This window comes from Demequina sp. NBRC 110051 (assembly GCF_002090055.1).
Taxonomy (GTDB): domain Bacteria; phylum Actinomycetota; class Actinomycetes; order Actinomycetales; family Demequinaceae; genus Demequina.
The window spans coordinates 218,402-235,809 of the sequence record NZ_BBRH01000008.1 but is presented as its reverse complement, the minus strand read 5'-3'; the positions used below and the strand labels follow the sequence as shown (position 1 = coordinate 235,809).

Genomic DNA, 17,408 nt, shown 5'->3' with positions numbered 1-17,408 from the left:
CGGACACATCGCCTAAAAACCCCAGGCAGGTCCACAATGGGGACATGCCGACCACGCCGGAATCCGACCGCCTCACCGTGGAGGACCAAGCCGCTTGGCGCGCCTGGCTCGACGCCTACGACGACACGTCGACAGGCGTCTGGCTCACCCTGACCAAAAAGGCCGGCTCCCCCGTCACCACCCTTACCTACGCCCAGGCACTGGACGAGGCGCTGTGCAGCGGCTGGATCGACGGCCGCCGCCGCGCGAACGACGAACGCACCTTCCTCCAGCACTTCACGCCCCGGCGCGCCCGCTCCGTCTGGTCGCAGCGCAACGTCACGCACGTCGCGCGCCTCATCGACGAGGGCCGCATGCGACCGCGCGGACACGCCGAGATCACCAAAGCCCAGGCAGACGGGCGCTGGGAACGCGCTTACGAGGGCCAAGCCACCGCGACCGTCCCCGATGATCTGGCGGCGGCGCTCACCAACGCACCCACGGCATCGGCCGCATGGGAGGCGCTCACCAAGGCCGAACGCTTCCCCCACCTGGCGAAAATCCAGACGGCCGATGCCACCGCGCGGGCCGCGTACATCGCGCGCCTGGTCGCGCGGCTGGGCGGGTAGGCCTGCCTACGATGGGGCTCATGAGGGACGCGGCCGCCTTGAGCGCGCTCACGACAGATCAGTATGAGTTGACGATGGCGGCGAGCCATTTCGCGCAGGGTCGCACCGCGACGGCGACGTTCGACCTGTTCGTCCGTCGGCTCCCGCCCGAGCGCCGCTTCCTCATCATGGCGGGCCTCGCCGACGCGCTGACGTACCTGCAAAACCTGCATTTTACCGACACGGACATCGAGTTCCTCCGCAGTCTTGGCCAGTTCGACGACGCGTTCCTCGAGCACCTCAACACGCTGCGGTTCACCGGTGACGTCTGGGCCATCCCCGAGGGCGAGATCGTCTTCCCCGAGGAGCCGCTGGTGCGCGTCACCGCGCCGCTCATCGAGGCGCAAATCGTCGAGACGGCGCTGCTGACGTTCATCGGTCACCAGACCGCGATCGCCTCGAAAGCCGCCCGTGTCGCGCTCGCGTGTGGTGATCGCCAGTTTGTCGACTTCGCCGCGCGCCGTACCCACGGGCCGGAGGCCGCCCTGAGCGGCGCCCGGTCGGCCTATCTCGCAGGAGCGGCGGGCACCAGCAACGTCCTCGCGGGCAAGACGTACGGCATCCCGCTCAGCGGCACCATGGCGCATTCCTATGTCATGTCCTACGACGACGAGCGCGAGGCCTTCCGGGCCTTCGCGCGGGACTTCCCCACCGCATCGACCCTGCTCATCGACACCTACGACACGCTCCAGGGCGCCCGCAACGTCGTCCAGGTCGCCCACGAGCTTGCCGCCGAGGGCATCCGCGTCCAGGGCGTGCGGCTCGACTCGGGCAACCTCGCGGCGCTGTCGCGCGAGGTGCGCGACATCCTCGACCACGGTGGCCTCACCGACGTGCGCATCGTGGCCAGCAGCGACCTCGACGAGCACCGCATTGCCGACCTTCTCCAAGCGGGCGCGCCCATCGACGCGTTCGGCGTGGGCACCCAGATGGGCGTCGCCGCGGATGCCCCCGCGATGAGCGCCGTCTACAAGCTCGCCGAGTACGACGGTCGCCCGGTTCAAAAGCTCTCCCCTGGTAAACGCTCTCTTCCCGGCCTCAAGCAGGTGTGGCGGGTGGAGCGCGACGGTGTGCTGGTCGGCGACACGATCGGCGCCGCTGACGAGGACGGGATTGAGGGGCGGCCGATGCTCCAGCAGGCCATCCGCTCGGGCTGCGTTGTCGACGGCGAGGCTCAGGGGACTGCCGGACTAGCGGCCGCCCGCGAGCGCTGCGCGGCCGGGCTCGCGTCACTCCCCCGGCGCCTGCGCGCGTTGGGGCGCAGCGAGGATCCGGCGCCGGTGACGCTGTCGCCGCGACTGGCGTCTCTCGGCACACGCGAAGCGTGATCTTCCCCAGCATCGCCGCGCCCGCTACCCTCTGAGTCAAGCCGACAGCGTCGGCTGCTGAGGGGGATACCAGCGATGACGTTCTATCCGGACGGGCCTGGCGATGCGTCGCGCCCGAGGACACCACGCCTGCCGGCGCCGGGGTGGTTGCCCGACCCTGCCGAAACCCACCTCGAGCGCTACTGGGACGGCGCCCGTTGGACGGGCAGAACCCGTGACCGGGTGAGCAAGGTCGAAACGGGGACCACGGCATCGGCCGCATATGCGCCGCGAGCGTGGAGTCCAAGCGACACTCGCCACTCCAGGTGGAACGGGCGTCGCTGGGGAATCGCCCTCTCCGTCGTGGTCTGCGCCATGGTGGCGTACTCCTGGGTGCAGCCGTACCTGCCCGCCTGGGCGAACGTCGGCGCGCAGGTGGCCGCCCTCACCACTCCCGACGCCCCCGAAGTCGCGTACCCCACCTACGGATCGGTTGAGTTGGTGACGTACCTGGAGGCACACCTCATCGCGCAGACCGACAGCATCGATGTGACGCGCTGGACCACGCGCGAGGGCTTCGACTCCGTTGAGGATGCGATCACCGAGGCCCTCATCCAGAATCCGTACGTCTACGCCAACGGGGGTCAGTGGCGCGACACGGGTGCCCGTGTGAAGTACGAGCCGTTCTACCGCTACTCCGAAGGGGACGCCGAGCACCGACGCGCCGTCACGCGCCAGGCCATCGAACAGGGGCTGCTCGATTCGGGCGCCGCGACCGCGGCGACCGCAGCGGAGAAGGTCACCGCCATCCACGACTACATCGTGGCGATCGCGGACTACGACTACACGGCTTACGACCTCATCACGGCCGGGGCGATCGACGGCGCGCGGGTGGACCAGTCACAGGAGGCCTACGGGATCTTCGCCGCAGGCACCGCTGTCTGCAACGGCTACGCCCAGGCGTTCCTCGCGATGGCCGAGGCGGCGGGGCTCGACGCGGTCCAGGTCACCGGGACCGTGTCGTCGGGCATGACCGTCGGCAATCACGCCTGGAACAAGGTGCTGGTCGACGGGCGATGGCTCGTGGTGGACACGACCTGGGACGACCCGCTGCCCGGCGAGGCACCGCAGCGCGAATACCTGATGATCCCCTCGAACTCACCCCTGTTAGTCACGCGGGTCGAGGACGCGGACTGGGTGGTTGACACGAATATCGGGGCGTTTGCGTAGAAGCGGCGTAGATGGCCGTCACCGGTCGCCCTCGTCGCTGCTAGCCTCGATGGTGGATTAAGAAGTCTGGCCACAAGCCCTCCAGCCGGCCAGCTGGCAACCGCGTCCCGACCCGGTGCCCCTGGAGGAAGATCCGCCCTGCGCGACACCCGCGTGGGGAAGAACGGACTCTCAAGGAGTGAATCATGGCTGACTCGGCCTTGCCCGCTGTCGGTACCTATTTTCCCGGGCACGTGCCCTTTTGGGGACGCACCCGCCAAGCCCTCCATCACGGACAGCACCGCCTCGCGACTATCACGGCCGTCGATGAGCAATATGTGACGGTTGAATGCGGAGACAGCACCGAGACCCTCTGGACTCACGCCCCGACAGCTCGAGCACTCGCGCGGATCTTGGACGACGGCGGTGTCCCGGCACGCCGGCTGAGCAATGACCTCTTCCTCATCCATGAGTCGGTCGTCTCTCTCGTCACCGCTGACCAGGCAAGCGACTGCCGTTTCCCGGAGGACTGTGGTGCGGCGGCCAGGATCCACCTGGCGAAGAGCCTGCCTAAGGATGATGGCTAAGCGATCCCGGCGCCCTGCGGGTTGAGCCCCGTCAACGTCAAGGGCCCGGACACCTCACGGTGTCCGGGCCCTTGCTCTGAGACTCAGCGCTTAGCGCGAGCGACGTCCGCCTCGCGAGGCGGAGAAGTCGGCCGCCGAGCGGTGTCCGCCGCCGTGCGACTGGGGACGGCGACCACCCGAGCGAGCGCCACCCGAGCCGCTGCCACCAGCCTGGCGCGTGCCGCCCTGCTCATTCGAAGTCGCGGTGGAGCGGGCACCCTGGGCGCCACGGCCGCGACCGCGACCGCCTCCCTGGCCGCCCTGACCGGAACCGCCCTGGCCACCACGACCGCGACCCTGGCCGTCACCGTTGCCGGCGCCGCCGCGAGCGCGACCGCCACCGTTCGAACGACCACCGCCGTTGCCGCGACCCTGGCCCTGCCTCTGCGGGCCGGTGCCTGCGACGGCAATCTCGGCGGCTGCGGCCGAGACGCGCTCCGCGCGCTCGCCGATCAGCGCGACCACGGCAGGCGACGAGTCGTTGACCTTCTCGGGACGCACCGAGATCTTGGCCTTGCGCAGCAGCTGGTCGGTGTCGCGACGCTGCTCGGGCAGCACGATGGTCGCGACGTCACCGGAGGAGCCGGCGCGGGCGGTACGGCCCGAGCGGTGCAGGTATGCCTTGTGCTCGGCCGGCGGGTCTACGTGGACAACAAGCTCGACGCCGTCGACGTGGACGCCGCGCGCGGCGACGTCGGTCGCGACCAGGACCTTCACGCGACCCTCGGCGAAGGCCGCGAGGTTACGGTCACGGGCGTTCTGCGACAGGTTGCCGTGCAGGTCGACGGCGGGGATGCCGTCGGACGTGAGCTGCTTGGCCAGGCGCTTGGCGTGGTGCTTGGTTCGCATGAACAGCACACGGCGGCCGGTACCCGACGCGAGGGCGCGGACAACGTTCTTCTTAGCCTCGGCATCGGCCACGTGGAAGACGTGATGCGTCATGGCCTCGACAGGGCTCTCGGCGGAGTCGACGCTGTGCGTTGTGGGATTGGTGAGGAAGCGCTTGACGAGCTTGTCCACGCCGTTGTCGAGCGTGGCGGAGAACAGCAGGCGCTGGCCGTTGGTGGGCGTCGCGTTCATGATGCGCGTGACGCCGGGCAGGAAGCCGAGGTCCGCCATGTGGTCGGCCTCGTCGAGCACGGTGATCTCGACGTTGTCGAGCGACACGATGCGTTGGCCCATGAGGTCCTCAAGGCGGCCGGGGCAGGCGACGACGATGTCGACGCCACGCGCCATGGCGCGCTCCTGACGCTGCTGTGAGATGCCACCGAAGATGGTGGTGGTGGTCATGCCGTAGGCCGATGCGAGCGGTGCGATGACCGCGTCGATCTGGGTCGCGAGCTCGCGGGTCGGCGCGAGGATCAGCGCGCGGGGGCGGCCGGGCTTGGCCTTGCCGCCCTTAGCGCCCAGCCGAGCAACGACGGGCAGCGAGAACGCGAGCGTCTTGCCGGAGCCGGTCTTGCCGCGGCCCAGGACGTCACGTCCGGGAAGGGTGTCGGGAAGGGTATCGGCCTGGATAGGGAACGGTGTGGTCTTGCCCTCGCGCTCCAGCACGGTGGTGAGGGCGGTGGGCACGCCGAGGTCGGCGAAAGTGAGAGTCACGTAGGTGTCTTTCCGGGGTTGGTGCCGGAGGCACGCTCTCTACGGGCGTGCAGGGATGTCCCTGCGTGTCAGGGCACCGGCAGTGGTGGCGAAGCGCGAAGGATTCGCGTTCGTTCGCCGAAGAGAGGATTTCTACGAGCCTGGCGCGACTCTGTCCGTGTCTGGGACGGTGGCGCTGGCGAGAAGGAGAAGCAATCTGCGACGCATGCTCGGCAGGAGCCGGAACACAATCGTCAACTATAGCAGGTGGATTGTCGACAAGTGAGATTGAGCCCTGCGACTGCGTAGGCGCATTCGGCCTGCCAAGCCTCCCTGCACGCCACAGCAGCACACGCGCGGAAAAGGCGGGCATCCGGGGAATCGCTCCCGAACGCCCGCCTCTCGATCAAAGCGAGGTCACACCTCTGCCCGAAGGCTCAGCCCGCCAGATCAGAACCAGTGCTTCCGCCCACCGATGCTCCGGCCGGAGCGTCCCAGCAGCGCCAAGACGAGGCCAACGATCATGAGGACGATACCGATCGTCTGCAGGATGCCAATCGACGCGAGAAGGCCGATGAGGAAGAGAATCAGACCGAGAATAATCACTGCGGTTCCAATCTGTCGCGGCCTCGTTGCCAAGGCCGTGGGGACATTGTCGCGATCGGTAACGCCGAAAACCCCACCTATCTTCCCAGTTCGCACAATACGTGCTCGCAGAGACCGCCAAAATGGACCTCGCTTGTGGTGGTCCACACGCGCCGTATGCATCCGTTCTCCGTCTTCACTGAAGATGCTCAGGACGGTCACAGAGTTGCCGTCCACAGTGGCCATCGAGTGCGGAATTCTGGTGTCGAACTCGGCCACCCGAAACTGAGCCGAGCGCGTAGCGGGAGCGCCCCTCCACGAGCGAGAGCACTGCACGTGGTCGGGCCGCGTCCACATTACGATGGCCGATGCCGTGGCGGGCTTCACGCCGAGCCGCTCGGTCGGCAGTGGATGCGGCGGCGGGCGTCGCATCGGCCGATCCGAGGGGCCGATGCCCTCACACTCGAGCGGGCCGCCAGGCGCCTACCGCTTTGACATCACGGGGCCACGGCGGCCGTCGAAGCACGATCGGGTAGCCCGTAGTGAGCGCGGCCCACCCTGCCGCGGATGAAGATGACCATGATCAGTCCGACGATGATGACCACCGGATTCGCGAGGTTGGCTACGGAGGCGAGCGTGCCTGTCGCGGTAATTTCCCCCTCGTCGGCGATGCCCCCAGAAAGCAAGAAAAGGCTCGGATCGGTGGTCGCGTGCAGGATCACGGCCCACCAGATGGTGCCGGTCACACGCATCGCCAGGTACATCATCACTCCGAACAGCGCGGTGTAGACGATCGTGATGACGAGCGCAAGGATGTCGTCACTGCCGATGAAGTTGCCCGCGTGAAGCATGCCGAAAATCAGCGCCGAAAGGACGGCGACCGCCTATTCACCGTACCCACGGCGGCGCAGCAGCTGCACCGAGAAGCCGCGACAGACCAACTCTTCTGTGAACCCGATACAGAGTCCGAGAAAGAGAGTCATGAGCGTGACGGCGAGGCCCACCGACGAGTAGTCGACGGCGGCAAACCGGATGGCGTTAAACCCCAGCACCACCACGAAGACGATCCACATCCACGCACCGCCACGGATGGGCTGCTGACCGAAGATCTCGCTGCGCCATCCGAACCAGGGCGCCACCGCGAACATGAGCGCTCCGGCGAGCACGATGGGCAAGGTGGGCCCGAAGAGCACGTTCTGCCAGGAGTCGAAGTTGCCGCCGTCCGTCTTCAATCCGCCGAAGACGGCGGACACGAGGAACGCGAACCCTTGATAGGCGAGCCAGTAGGCCACCGCAAGGAGCACCGCCTTTCAGAATCCTCCTCGATCCCAGAACCCTCGCCATCCCCGCGGCTCCCGAACCGCATCGTCCGTCGCACTCATCGGATCCCCCTCATGGGATAAATGGCGTCCTCGACTCTTTCGACGCTACCAGGAGAGATAGTTGGTTCACCAGGCATGGACCGCTTCCGCGCGCGGGCGGCCGACAAGCCGCTCGCGTTTGCGAATCTGGGCGAAGAGGAAACCCCGGCGCTGGGGCGCTGCGGACTGCGACTGTGCCAGGAGAAGCCGGAGCTGATCGACTCGCAGCTCGAGGCGCTCGCGCTGGCGGCGCGCGACACCGGCGCCGACGTTAAGGTCATGGCGCCCATGGTCGCGACGGCCGAAGAGGCCGCCTGGTTCGCCTCCCGTGTGCGGGCCGCCGGTCTTCCCGCCGCCGGCGTCATGATCGAGGTCCCCGCCGCGGCGCTGCGCTCACGCCACGTCCTGGCTGAGGTGGACTTCGGCTCGCTCGGCACCAATGACTTGGCGCAGTACACGATGGCCGCCGACCGTATGGAGGGCGCGCCGTCTGACCTGCTGGACCCCTGGCAGCCCGCCGTCCTCGACATGGTCGCGGCCGCGTGTGCCGGCGGCGCCGAGACCGGCAAGCCCGTGGGCATGTGCGGAGAGTCGGCCGGCGATCCCTACCTGGCTTTGGCGCTCGCAGGGCTGGGCGTCGCGAGCCTGTCGATGGCGCCGTCCAAGGTGCCCGCCGTCAAGCTTGCCCTGTCGCTGCACAGCCTGGAGGAATGCAGCGCCCTGGCTCAGCTGGCACGCGCCGCGACGTCGGCGATCGCGGCACGGGACGCCGTCCGCGCCGTCGCGAACTCGGAGCTGTCGGCAATTTTGTCACCGCAATCGTTCCTGGCCCGGCATCGCCGGTCACGCCACTCCCCCCGAGGCGTGACCGGCGGTGCCTTCTCTTTTCCCGTGTCGACGAGGCCTGCTCACTACACCTGCACCGCGAACGCCGCGGCCCGCAGCTGTAATTCGGCGACCTGGAGCAGTCGCGCCTCCTCGACGTCGAAGCCCTCGTACCAGGTCTTGGGAGGCCGACGAGCGTTGCGTGAGCACTCGAAGTCCTCACAGATGAGCGTGCCGACGGTGTTGCCATTCTTGCCGGCCTTCCCCGCTCGCTTGGCGTTGTAGAGCACCACGTCGTTGGGCAGCGTCGCGTCGTTGCACCACGAGCACTGGGCGCGGGTACGCGGTCGCGACCCGGGGTGACGGAACAGAATCCCGATGAGCTCTCCCTCAAGGGTCGGCACGATCGCATACGCGCGCCGTTCGAGCTTGGGATCCCGCCACCCCAGGAGGTCGAGCCTGTCCCAATCGAGGGAGTCGAACTCGGCGGGAAGGGTGAGGTCGGCGGCCTCCTTGCGGGAGGCGTTGATGAAGGACGTGCGGATGTCCTTATCGGTGAGGGCAAGCATGAAGTTCGCTATCTGGGGTGCCCGGGCGCGACGTGTGCGCTGCGCGCGCGGGAGTTTTCAGGGTCACAACCATGGGCCGCACCTGATGGCGCAGCCCGGGACGGGATTACCTGATGTCGGCGCACACGGCGCCAACCACCTCCTGGATGCTCACGCCGCCATGGTAGCCCGCGCACGGTCACGCCGTACGCCACTCCCCCGCCACGCGCACTGTGCATCGGGCCAACACTCTCAATTTGGCGAACGCGTCCGCGCTGTGCCAACATGAAATTCCCGCGCCTGATGGTTTTTCAACGACGAAGGGAGTCCGGCGCCATGACCAACGAAGACTCACCGCAGCCCGCGAGGCGACTCGCCGCCGTTCCGGCGTTCCCGCCTGCCCCCGAGGCCCCTGCCGGAACGTCTGCCCCCGCGCCCACCACACGTGGCCCTTACAAGAAGTCGGAGCACACCCGCGCCGCTATCCTCGACGCCGCGACGACGGTGTTCGCCGAGAAGGGCTATCACGCCGGATCGATGCGCGAAATCGCGCGCCGCTGCGATATCGACCAGTCGACGGTCACGCATCACTTCCCGAACAAGCCGGCGCTGCTGCTGTCGCTCATGCACGAACGCGACCGCCGCGCCGACGAAATCATCGACGCGGGGCATCCCGACACGCTCGAGCAAATCCCCGAGGCCGTCCTCGCGCTCGCTCGCCACAACGCGCAGACGCCGGACATCATCGCGCTCTACACGCTGCTCGCGGCAGAGTCCGTCACTCCCGACCACCCGCTGAGCGCCTTCTTCGTCGAGCGCACCTCGCGTGTGCGCGCGGGGTTCGAGGGCTGGTTCGCGCAGCTCGGCGAGGCGAACCTCCTGCGTGCAGGCGTCACTCCGCAGTTCGCCGCGACCGCGTTTCTCGCCCTGTGGGAGGGTGCCCAGCTCCACTGGCTGATTGACCGGGAGGGAGTCGACGTGGTCGGCACCCTCGAAACCTTCATCACGCTCATCATGCGCGATCCCGACTAGCACCACCCACTCATCACCAGCACCACCTCTACCCCCTATTCACGTCCCCCATCACCCCGAAGGACAACGATGACCTCCATCAACGCCACTCCTGAACCCCTGGGCCCCACCCAGGTGGACGGCGACACCACCCCCCAGCCGAGGATGCCCGATTTCAAGTGGAGCCTCGCCATCGCGCTGTTCCTCGGTGGCGTCCTGTGGATTGCTCCCTATGTGGGCAGCATCGCTGTCTTGATGCCGGCCCTCGTGGAGGACATCGCGCCCGACCAGAAGGTCGCACTCGTCGGAACCCTGGGCATCGCCGGCGCCGCGCTCTCGCTCATCTCGAACATCATCTTCGGGGCACTGTCCGACGCGACCCGCACACGCTTCGGTGCGCGCGTGCCGTGGATCGTGGGCGGTGCGATCGTCTCCGCGGCGGCGCTCTTCATGTTCGGCACGGCAACCTCTGTCGCCACGCTCGCCCTGTGGTGGTGCATCTACATGACCGCGCTGAACGCGATCATCGCGCCCATGGTCGCCGAGATCTCGGACCGCGTGCCCACCGAGCGCCGCGGCAGCGTGTCCGGCATCTACGGCGTCGGCATGCTGATCGGAGGCACCGCCTCCACCTCGCTCGCCGCGCTGTTCATCTCGACCCCCAGCACCGGCATCACCCTCTTCGCGGTCATGACGCTGCTGTCCGCCGTCGTGTTCGTGGCGATCGCGCCGCGCACCTCGAACATCGACGCTGCTCGCGAGAAGGTGTCCGCGGGCCAGATTGTGCGCACGTTCCGCCCGCCGACCAAGGGCGCGCGCGACTTCTACCTCGCCCTCTTCGGCAAGTTCTTCCTGGTCGCCGGCACCTACGCGGTGTCGAACTACCAGCTCTACATCCTCACCGACTACATCCAGCTCGAGGAGAACGGTGCCGCGAAGGTCATCGCGATCAACGGCATCATCGCGCTCGTCACCGGCCTGGTCTTCGGTTTCCTCTCGGGCCCGCTGTCCGACAAGGTTGGCCGCCGCAAGCCCTTCGTCATCGGCGCCGCTCTTGTGGTGGCCATCGGCATGATCTTCCCTCTCGCGATGCCTGTGGCGTGGGCCATGGTCGCGTACGCCGTGTTCCTCGGCATTGGCCAGGGAACCTTCACCTCGGTCGACCAGGCGCTCAACGTCGATGTCCTGCCCGATGCGGGCTCGGCAGCCAAGGATCTCGGCATCCTCAACGTCGCCAACTCCGGCGGCCAGATCCTGGGCCCCGTCATCATGTCGATCGTCGTCACGGTGACCGGCGGCTACGCGCTCGGCTTCGTCGCGGCAATCGTCCTCCTGATCGCCGCCGCCATCACACTGGCGGGCATCAAGTCGGTCAAGTAGTTCGCCGAGGCTGGGGCGCTCTCCTGCGCGCCCCAGCCTCTCCTCCTCCCTTTCGCCTTACCTCGACATCGTTAGCGAGCGCAGTACTCATGAGCACCATCCCCCTCAACTCATCCTGGACCTACCGTCGCCCCACCGGCCCCTTCGCCGGATTCGGCGAGGGCCCCGAATCGCTGGGGACCGTGCGCCTGCCCCATGACGCCCTCCGGGATGAGCCGCGCTCGGCCGATGTCCCCGCCAAGGGCGCCGCCGCGTATTACCCGTCCGCTGCGTTCACGTACGAACGTGCGCTCGATGTCCCGGCCGAGTGGGAGGGAAAGACCGTCCAGCTCGAGATTCAGGGCGCGATGCGTAGGGCTCAGGTGTTCGTCAATGACGAGTTGGCCGGCGTCCGCGCGGACGGATATGCCCGATTCTTCGTCGATCTCACTCCCTACCTGACGTTCGGCGGCTCGAATGCCCTCCGTATCGAGGTGCGCACCGGAGAAGACTCGCGTTGGTACTCGGGTGCCGGGTTGCACAGGCCCGTCTTTTTGCACGTGGACGATGCTGTACGCATCGTGAACGACGGTGTCACCATCGTCACGGACCGCCTGGAGGACGACCAGGCGGTGGTGTCCGTCGCGACGACGGCCGTCAACGACACGCGCACCACGCGGACGGTGTGGGTCGTCACCGACCTCACGTCGCCCGGCGGCGACCGCGTCGAGGGTGAGGCGACGCCGCTCACCCTCGCGCCGGGCGAAACTTCGGTGCTGCGCCAGCACTTCTACGTCGCACGCCCGGCACTGTGGAGCCCCGCCTCCCCGTCGCTGTACACGGCTACCGTCTCGCTCAACAACGCCGACCCCGTCGTCACCCCCTTCGGCATTCGCACCGTGACCGTCGATCCGAAGAAGGGACTGCGGATCAACGGCGAAGAGGTGCTGATGCGCGGCGCCTGCATCCACCACGACAACGGACCTCTGGGAGGCGCGGCGATCGGCCGGGCCGAGGAGCGCCGCATCGAGCTGCTGAAGGACGCCGGCTTCAACGCCATCCGTACCGCCCACAATCCGGCGTCGAAGGCGATGCTCGACGCGTGCGACCGCCTGGGCATGCTGGTCATGGACGAGGCCTTCGACATGTGGACCCGCTTCAAGACGCCCTACGACTACGCGGCAGACTTCCCCATGTGGTGGGAGGCCGACCTCGAGTCGATGGTCGCGAAGGACCGCAACCACCCCTCCGTCATCATGTACTCGATCGGCAACGAGATCGTCGAGGTCGGCAAGCCGCATGGCGCACGCTGGGCACGCCGCCTCGCTGAGAAGGTCCGCGAGCTCGACCCCACCCGTCCCGTGACCAACGGGGTCAACGCTCTTCTCGCCGTCATCGACGAGATGCCGCAGATTGTCGAGAAGATGGGCGGCCTCAACGCCCTCATGGCCGACAAGAATGCGATGGCGACCGTCGGCGCGACCGAGACGGCCACCACCCGCATCGAGGAATCCTCCGCGGCGGTCGACGTGCTCGGGCTGAACTACGCCGAGAAGCGCTACGCCCCCGACCGCGAAGCCTTCCCCCATCGCGTCATCGTCGGCTCCGAGACCTTCGGGCCGCTCATCGGCGACCTGTGGCCGATGGTCGTGGAGAGCCCCAACGTCATCGGCGACTTCACGTGGACCGGCTGGGACTACCTGGGTGAGGTCGGCATCGGCTCCACCATGTACGTGGGCGACGAGGGCGTCTCCGGCCAGCTGGAGCGCGAGTTCCCCTACCTGACAGCGTGGTGCGGCGACATCGACATCACCGGCCACCGCCGTCCCCTGTCCTACTACCGCGAGATCGTCTTCGGCCTCCGCTCCGAGCCGTACATCGCGGTTCGCCGGCCCGCATTCCACGGCCGCGAGGTACTCAACCCGTCCATGTGGGCGTGGAGCGACTCGGTGCCGTCGTGGACCTGGGGCGGCTACGAAGGCAAGCCCGTCACCGTCGAGGTTTACGCGGACGCCACCGAGGTCGTGCTGGAGCTCGACGGCGTGGAGATCGCGCGGGGTCCCGTGGGGGACGAACGGCCGATGCTCGCCGTCCTTGAGACCACTTATCGGCCAGGTTCGCTGGTCGCCATCGCGCTTCGCGACGGCGCGGAAGTGGGCCGAACCTCTCTCGCGACGGCCGCCGTGCCGGTATTGACGGCCTCGCTCGACCGCGCCTTGATCACGAACTCGGACGATGACCTCGCCTTCGTCGCGATCGAGCTGCGCGACGCGGCCGGCGCTCTGGCGGCTGATGCGTCCGCGGCCGTCACGGTCACCGTCGACGGCGCCGCGACGCTCGCAGGCATGTGCTCGGCGAATCCGTCGACCGAGGAGCGCTTCGACGCGTCCACGTGGCAGACCTTCGACGGCCGCGCGCTCGCCGTGGTGCGTCCTGCCGAGACCGGTGCCGCGAAGGTGACCGTGTCGGCCGAAGGGTACGAGTCCGTCGTGCTCGAGCTCACGGTCGCGTAGGCGACGTCAGGGCGAGCGCGCGTTCCGCGCTCGCCGCTCTCCACAGCAAACGAGGCCGTGACCACGCCCGAGGCGTGATCACGGCCTCGGCCGTTGGTGAGCGAGATACTTAACGCAGCACGGCCTCGAACTTCTCCGCGGCCGCGGCAATGATCGCCTCGCGCACGCCCAGCACCTCATCAGCCGAGAGCGTGTGATCCGCCGCGCGCAGGCGCACATTGATCGCCACAGACTTGCGCCCTTCGCCCACCTGCTCGCCCGTGAACACGTCGAACACCGTCGCGTCCTCCACCAGGTCTCCCCCGGCGTGCTTGACGACGCCCACCAGGTCGCCGGCCGCAACGTCGGAGGCGACGACGAACGCGAAGTCCTCCTTCGCCAGCACCTGCTGCGACACCGGAGTGGCCCCGGCGATGACGCCCGCGGACTCTGCGATCAGCGGGTCCAAGACCACCTCGAACGCCACGGTGCGCGCCGGCAGACCCAGCGTCTCGCAGACCTTGGGGTGCAACTCACCCGCGTGCGCCACGAACGTGCCGTCCTCGAGCCAGTAGGTCGCGCCGCGGCCCGGGTGCCATGGCATCCGCGAACCCTGCGACACCGTCAGCTCCACGCCCGCGACGGACGCGATGCGCTCCACCGCGGCCAGGGCATCGGCCCAGCCCCACGCCGTGGCGTGGCCGTTCCAGCCCGCGCGCACGCGGTTGCCCGCCATGATGCCGGCCACACGGCGCGGCTGACCCGGCAGGGCCTCATTGAGCGCCTCGACCTCGGCTGGCGCGATGCCGCCATCAGTCGAGTCGACCGTGGGCAGCACGCCGATGTTCTTGGCCTGGTACGCGCGGCCAAGCTCGTACACGGCCACGTCCTGCTCGCCGCGGCCCAGGTTGACGCGGACGGCGTCGACCAGCGTGGCGAGCATGGTGGTACGCATCAACGGCAGCTCCGCCGAAAGCGGGTTGGCCAGCGCGATCCAGTCGCGACGCGGGTCCTCGTCGGGGATGCCCAGGTCGTCCAGCCGAGACTCGGCCATGAACGGGTATGTCAGCACCTCGGTGAGGCCCGACTCGGCCAGCGTGCGCGCCACCGAGCGGCGCACCTTCTGGCCGTGCGTGAGGCCGCGCCCGGGAGGCGCGACCGGCAGCACGGACGGGAGGTTGTCGTAGCCACGCAGGCGCGCGACCTCCTCGACCAGCGTGATCGCCGAGTCGAGGTCGGGGCGCCACGTGGGCGGCGTCACGAGCAGCGACTCGTAGTCGCGATCGACCTCGCAGCCGACCTTCTCGAGCGCCTGAACGACCTCATCGGCCGGGTACTCCACGCCCACGATGGTCGACGGATATGCGATATCCATCGCAATCTGCGCCGGCGCCACGGTCTCATCGAGGTCCGTGTACACGTCCTCGATCTGGCCGCCGCCGAACTCCTGCATCAGGTTCAGCGCGCGCTGCACCGCCACCACCTGCAGGCGCGTGTCCACGCCGCGCTCGAAGCGTCGCGACGCCTCCGAGCCCAGGCGGTGACGACGCGCCGTGCGCGCGATGGTGATCGGGTCGAAGTGCGCGGCCTCGAGCAGGATGTCCGTGGTCGCGTCGGAGACCTCGGTGTCCGCGCCTCCCATCACACCGGCCAGGCCGATGGCGCGCGCGCCGTGGCCGCCTGCGGAGTCGGCGATGACGAGGTCCTCGCCATCCAGCACCCGCTCAGCATCGTCCAGCGTGGTCAGCTTCTCGCCGGCCTGTGCTCGACGCACCACGATCGGCTCGCTCACCTGGGCGAGGTCGTACGCATGCAGGGGCTGGCCCAGCTCGAGCATCACGTAGTTGGTGACGTCGACCGCAAGCGAGATGGGCCGCATGCCCGCCTGCTCCAAGCGACGCTTCATCCACGAAGGCGAGGCCGCATCGGCAGAGAACCCGCTGAGCCGGCGCGCGACGAAACGGTCGCAGCCCACCCGGCCACGTACGGGGGCCGCGTCCTCGACGACCACGCCGAAACCATCGCCGGCGGCGCCGGTAACCACGACATCGGCCGGATCCCGGAACGTCTGCCCCGTGGAGTGGCTGTACTCACGCGCCACACCGCGCACGGAGAACGAGTACCCGCGGTCGGGGGTGACGTTGATCTCGATGGTGAACTCGTCGAGGCCCAGCAGGCCGATGGCCGATGTTCCGGGCACCAGGTCCTCGTCCGCGACCAGCCCGGGGAAGGTCACCTGGGATTCGCCGGAGGGAGAGGCGAGCACGATGATGCCGTCGTGGTCCTCGCCCAGGCCCAGCTCCTTGGACGAACAGATCATGCCGTCCGACCAGTGGCCGTACGTCTTGCGGCCACCGATGGGGAACGGCCCGGGCAGCACGCCGCCGGGCAGGATGCACACCACGTAGTCGCCCTCGTGGAAGTTGTGCGCGCCGCACACGATGCCCTTGGAAGACGGGTAGTCCTCCTTGTTGTCAGGCTTGTGGCCGGGGCCTGCGGGGTCGTTGTGCTCGCCGACATCGACGCGGCAGTAGTTGACGGTCTTGCCGTTGGAGGCGACCTCCTTGACGAGGCTCATCACGCGGCCGATCACGAGCGGGCCCGTGATGCCGCCGCCCTCGATGCCCTCTTCCTCCAGGCCCACCTTGACGAGCGCCGCGGCGACGTCCTCGGGGGTCGAACCGGGGACGAGGTCGACGGACTCCTCAAGCCACTTGAGTGGAATCTTCGGCACGACTAAATCTCCATTCCGAACTGCTGGGAGAAGCGAATATCGCCCTCGACCATGTCTCGCATGTCCTTGACGCCGTGGCGGAACATCAGCGTGCGCTCCACGCCCATGCCGAACGCGAACGCCGTGAACTCCTCGGGGTCGATGCCCGCGGCGCGCAGCACGTTGGGGTGCGTCATGCCGCAGCCGCCCCACTCGATCCAGCCGGTGCCGGAGCACGTGCGGCAGTCGTTGTCCTCGCCGCCGCACACAAAGCAGCGCAGGTCCATCTCCGCACTGGGCTCCGTGAAGGGGAAGAAGGACGGGCGCAGGCGGGTGACCGCATCGGGGCCGAAGAGGCTGCGCGCGAAGGCGTCGAGGGTGCCCTTGAGGTGGGCCATGGTGAGGCCCTTGTCGACCGCGAGACCCTCGATCTGGTGGAACACGGGCGTGTGCGTCGCGTCCAGCTCGTCGGTGCGGAAGGTCTTGCCAGGGCACACCACGTAGATGCCGCGGCCCTCGCTCACCAGCGCGTCGCGGCGCTCGAGCGCGGCGCGCACCTGGACCGGCGAGGTGTGGGTGCGCAGCACGATGCCGGCCTCGGGCGGGTCAACGAAGAACGTGTCCTGCATCTCGCGCGCGGGGTGGTCGGGGTCGAAGTTGAGGGCGTCGAAGTTGAACCACTCCGCCTCCATCTCGGGGCCCTCGGCGACCTCCCAGCCCATGGCGACGAACGTGTCCGCCATGAGCTCCTGCATGGTCTCGAGCGGATGGCGCGCGCCCTTGAGCTCGCGGCTCACGGGCAGGGTGACGTCGACCGTCTCCTCGACCAGGACGCGGGCGTCGCGCTCGGCTTCCAGCTCCTCCTGCCGCCCGGCGATCGCCTGGTTGACGCGTCCGCGGGCCTTGCCCATGTTCTTGCCGGCGGTGGCCTTGTCGGCGGGCTCGAGTCCGCCGATCTGACGGTTGGCCAGCGTCAGCGCGGCCTTGTCGCCGGTGTGGGCGAGCCGCGCTTCCTTCAACTCGTCGAGGGTCGTGGCGGCGGCGATGGCCTCGAGGGCCTCGGTCACGGCCGCGTCGACGGCGGCGCCGTCGAGGGGTGAGAGCTCAGTCATGGCTGCTTTCCTGAGGTTTCGGGGGTCTGGGG

The 17,408-nt window shown here is 68.3% G+C and carries 13 protein-coding genes, 3 pseudogenes and 1 riboswitch; of the genes and pseudogenes, 9 read left to right on the top strand and 7 right to left on the bottom strand.

The annotated features are described in order from the left end of the window. Positions 1-44 precede the first annotated feature (44 nt). The 5 genes and pseudogenes from B7K20_RS03790 (at position 45) to B7K20_RS03775 (ending at position 3,750) form a co-directional block, all read left to right on the top strand. Positions 45-608, top strand: coding sequence for a YdeI family protein (locus tag B7K20_RS03790; RefSeq protein ID WP_084100587.1), 564 nt, complete (start codon positions 45-47; stop codon positions 606-608). A 20-nt stretch (positions 609-628) separates the two neighbouring features. Further along, on the top strand, positions 629-1,975 hold the full coding sequence (locus B7K20_RS03785; RefSeq protein WP_084100584.1) for a nicotinate phosphoribosyltransferase: 1,347 nt from the start codon (positions 629-631) through the stop codon (positions 1,973-1,975). Positions 1,976-2,050: 75 nt separating this feature from the next. Then, positions 2,051-2,188: pseudogene (locus B7K20_RS13230) on the top strand (DUF2510 domain-containing protein); the annotation flags it as partial. A 141-nt stretch (positions 2,189-2,329) separates the two neighbouring features. Further along, positions 2,330-3,184, top strand: coding sequence for a transglutaminase domain-containing protein (locus B7K20_RS03780; protein WP_234985703.1), 855 nt, complete (start codon positions 2,330-2,332; stop codon positions 3,182-3,184). Between the two features lie 55 nt (positions 3,185-3,239). Next, positions 3,240-3,354, top strand: a riboswitch (SAM riboswitch). 15 nt (positions 3,355-3,369) lie between these two features. Further along, positions 3,370-3,750 carry a hypothetical protein gene (locus tag B7K20_RS03775; protein ID WP_084100578.1) on the top strand — a complete coding sequence of 127 codons (381 nt, stop codon included), beginning with the start codon at positions 3,370-3,372 and terminating at the stop codon, positions 3,748-3,750. Positions 3,751-3,840: 90 nt separating this feature from the next. Here B7K20_RS03775 and B7K20_RS03770 read toward each other — a convergent pair whose 3' ends face one another. From B7K20_RS03770 to B7K20_RS03760, 4 genes and pseudogenes are all read right to left on the bottom strand, one after another. Further along, complete coding sequence (locus tag B7K20_RS03770; protein WP_084100575.1) at positions 3,841-5,391, bottom strand: DEAD/DEAH box helicase; 1,551 nt, start codon at positions 5,389-5,391, stop codon at positions 3,841-3,843. Between the two features lie 429 nt (positions 5,392-5,820). Further along, positions 5,821-5,976 carry a DUF6131 family protein gene (locus B7K20_RS13125; protein WP_200808316.1) on the bottom strand — a complete coding sequence of 52 codons (156 nt, stop codon included), beginning with the start codon at positions 5,974-5,976 and terminating at the stop codon, positions 5,821-5,823. A gap of 476 nt (positions 5,977-6,452) precedes the next feature. Further along, a pseudogene (locus B7K20_RS03765) lies at positions 6,453-6,821 on the bottom strand (CPBP family intramembrane glutamic endopeptidase); the annotation flags it as partial. Between the two features lie 18 nt (positions 6,822-6,839). Continuing rightward, a complete protein-coding gene (locus B7K20_RS03760) occupies positions 6,840-7,259 on the bottom strand; it encodes a hypothetical protein (protein WP_084100570.1) in 420 nt (139 codons plus the stop codon). A gap of 177 nt (positions 7,260-7,436) precedes the next feature. On the opposite strand from B7K20_RS03760, the pseudogene B7K20_RS03755 reads away from it, so the two are divergent. Further along, positions 7,437-8,090, top strand: a pseudogene (locus B7K20_RS03755) (putative PEP-binding protein); the annotation flags it as partial. A gap of 137 nt (positions 8,091-8,227) precedes the next feature. On the opposite strand, the gene B7K20_RS03750 reads toward B7K20_RS03755, so the two are convergent. Next, positions 8,228-8,710, bottom strand: a complete 483-nt coding sequence (locus tag B7K20_RS03750; protein ID WP_084100567.1) for an FBP domain-containing protein — start codon at positions 8,708-8,710, stop codon at positions 8,228-8,230. Between the two features lie 315 nt (positions 8,711-9,025). Between B7K20_RS03750 and B7K20_RS03745 the strand changes: the two genes are divergently transcribed. From B7K20_RS03745 to B7K20_RS03735, 3 genes are all read left to right on the top strand, one after another. Next, entirely contained in the window at positions 9,026-9,721 is a 696-nt protein-coding gene (locus B7K20_RS03745; RefSeq protein WP_159449308.1) for a TetR/AcrR family transcriptional regulator, read from the top strand. Positions 9,722-9,790: 69 nt separating this feature from the next. Further along, on the top strand, positions 9,791-11,080 hold the full coding sequence (locus B7K20_RS03740) for an MFS transporter (protein ID WP_084100561.1): 1,290 nt from the start codon (positions 9,791-9,793) through the stop codon (positions 11,078-11,080). 89 nt (positions 11,081-11,169) lie between these two features. Then, on the top strand, positions 11,170-13,572 hold the full coding sequence (locus B7K20_RS03735; RefSeq protein ID WP_084100558.1) for a glycoside hydrolase family 2 TIM barrel-domain containing protein: 2,403 nt from the start codon (positions 11,170-11,172) through the stop codon (positions 13,570-13,572). 109 nt (positions 13,573-13,681) lie between these two features. On the opposite strand, the gene pheT is transcribed toward B7K20_RS03735, so the two are convergent. Next, complete coding sequence (gene pheT / locus B7K20_RS03730; protein ID WP_084100554.1) at positions 13,682-16,285, bottom strand: phenylalanine--tRNA ligase subunit beta; 2,604 nt, start codon at positions 16,283-16,285, stop codon at positions 13,682-13,684. A gap of 2 nt (positions 16,286-16,287) precedes the next feature. Further along, positions 16,288-17,376, bottom strand: coding sequence for a phenylalanine--tRNA ligase subunit alpha (gene pheS, locus B7K20_RS03725; RefSeq protein WP_084100551.1), 1,089 nt, complete (start codon positions 17,374-17,376; stop codon positions 16,288-16,290). Between the last annotated feature and the right edge of the window lie 32 nt (positions 17,377-17,408).

What these genes read in the sequence shown, in the direction of transcription:
- pheS (WP_084100551.1), bottom strand. Translation starts at nt 17,376, where the DNA reads ATGACTGAGCTCTCACCCCTCGACGGCGCCGCCGTCGACGCGGCCGTG.
- B7K20_RS03790 (WP_084100587.1), top strand. Translation starts at nt 45, where the DNA reads ATGCCGACCACGCCGGAATCCGACCGCCTCACCGTGGAGGACCAAGCC.
- B7K20_RS03775 (WP_084100578.1), top strand. Translation starts at nt 3,370, where the DNA reads ATGGCTGACTCGGCCTTGCCCGCTGTCGGTACCTATTTTCCCGGGCAC.
- B7K20_RS03780 (WP_234985703.1), top strand. Translation starts at nt 2,330, where the DNA reads ATGGTGGCGTACTCCTGGGTGCAGCCGTACCTGCCCGCCTGGGCGAAC.
- B7K20_RS03745 (WP_159449308.1), top strand. Translation starts at nt 9,026, where the DNA reads ATGACCAACGAAGACTCACCGCAGCCCGCGAGGCGACTCGCCGCCGTT.
- B7K20_RS03750 (WP_084100567.1), bottom strand. Translation starts at nt 8,710, where the DNA reads ATGCTTGCCCTCACCGATAAGGACATCCGCACGTCCTTCATCAACGCC.
- B7K20_RS03785 (WP_084100584.1), top strand. Translation starts at nt 629, where the DNA reads ATGAGGGACGCGGCCGCCTTGAGCGCGCTCACGACAGATCAGTATGAG.
- B7K20_RS03735 (WP_084100558.1), top strand. Translation starts at nt 11,170, where the DNA reads ATGAGCACCATCCCCCTCAACTCATCCTGGACCTACCGTCGCCCCACC.
- B7K20_RS03740 (WP_084100561.1), top strand. Translation starts at nt 9,791, where the DNA reads ATGACCTCCATCAACGCCACTCCTGAACCCCTGGGCCCCACCCAGGTG.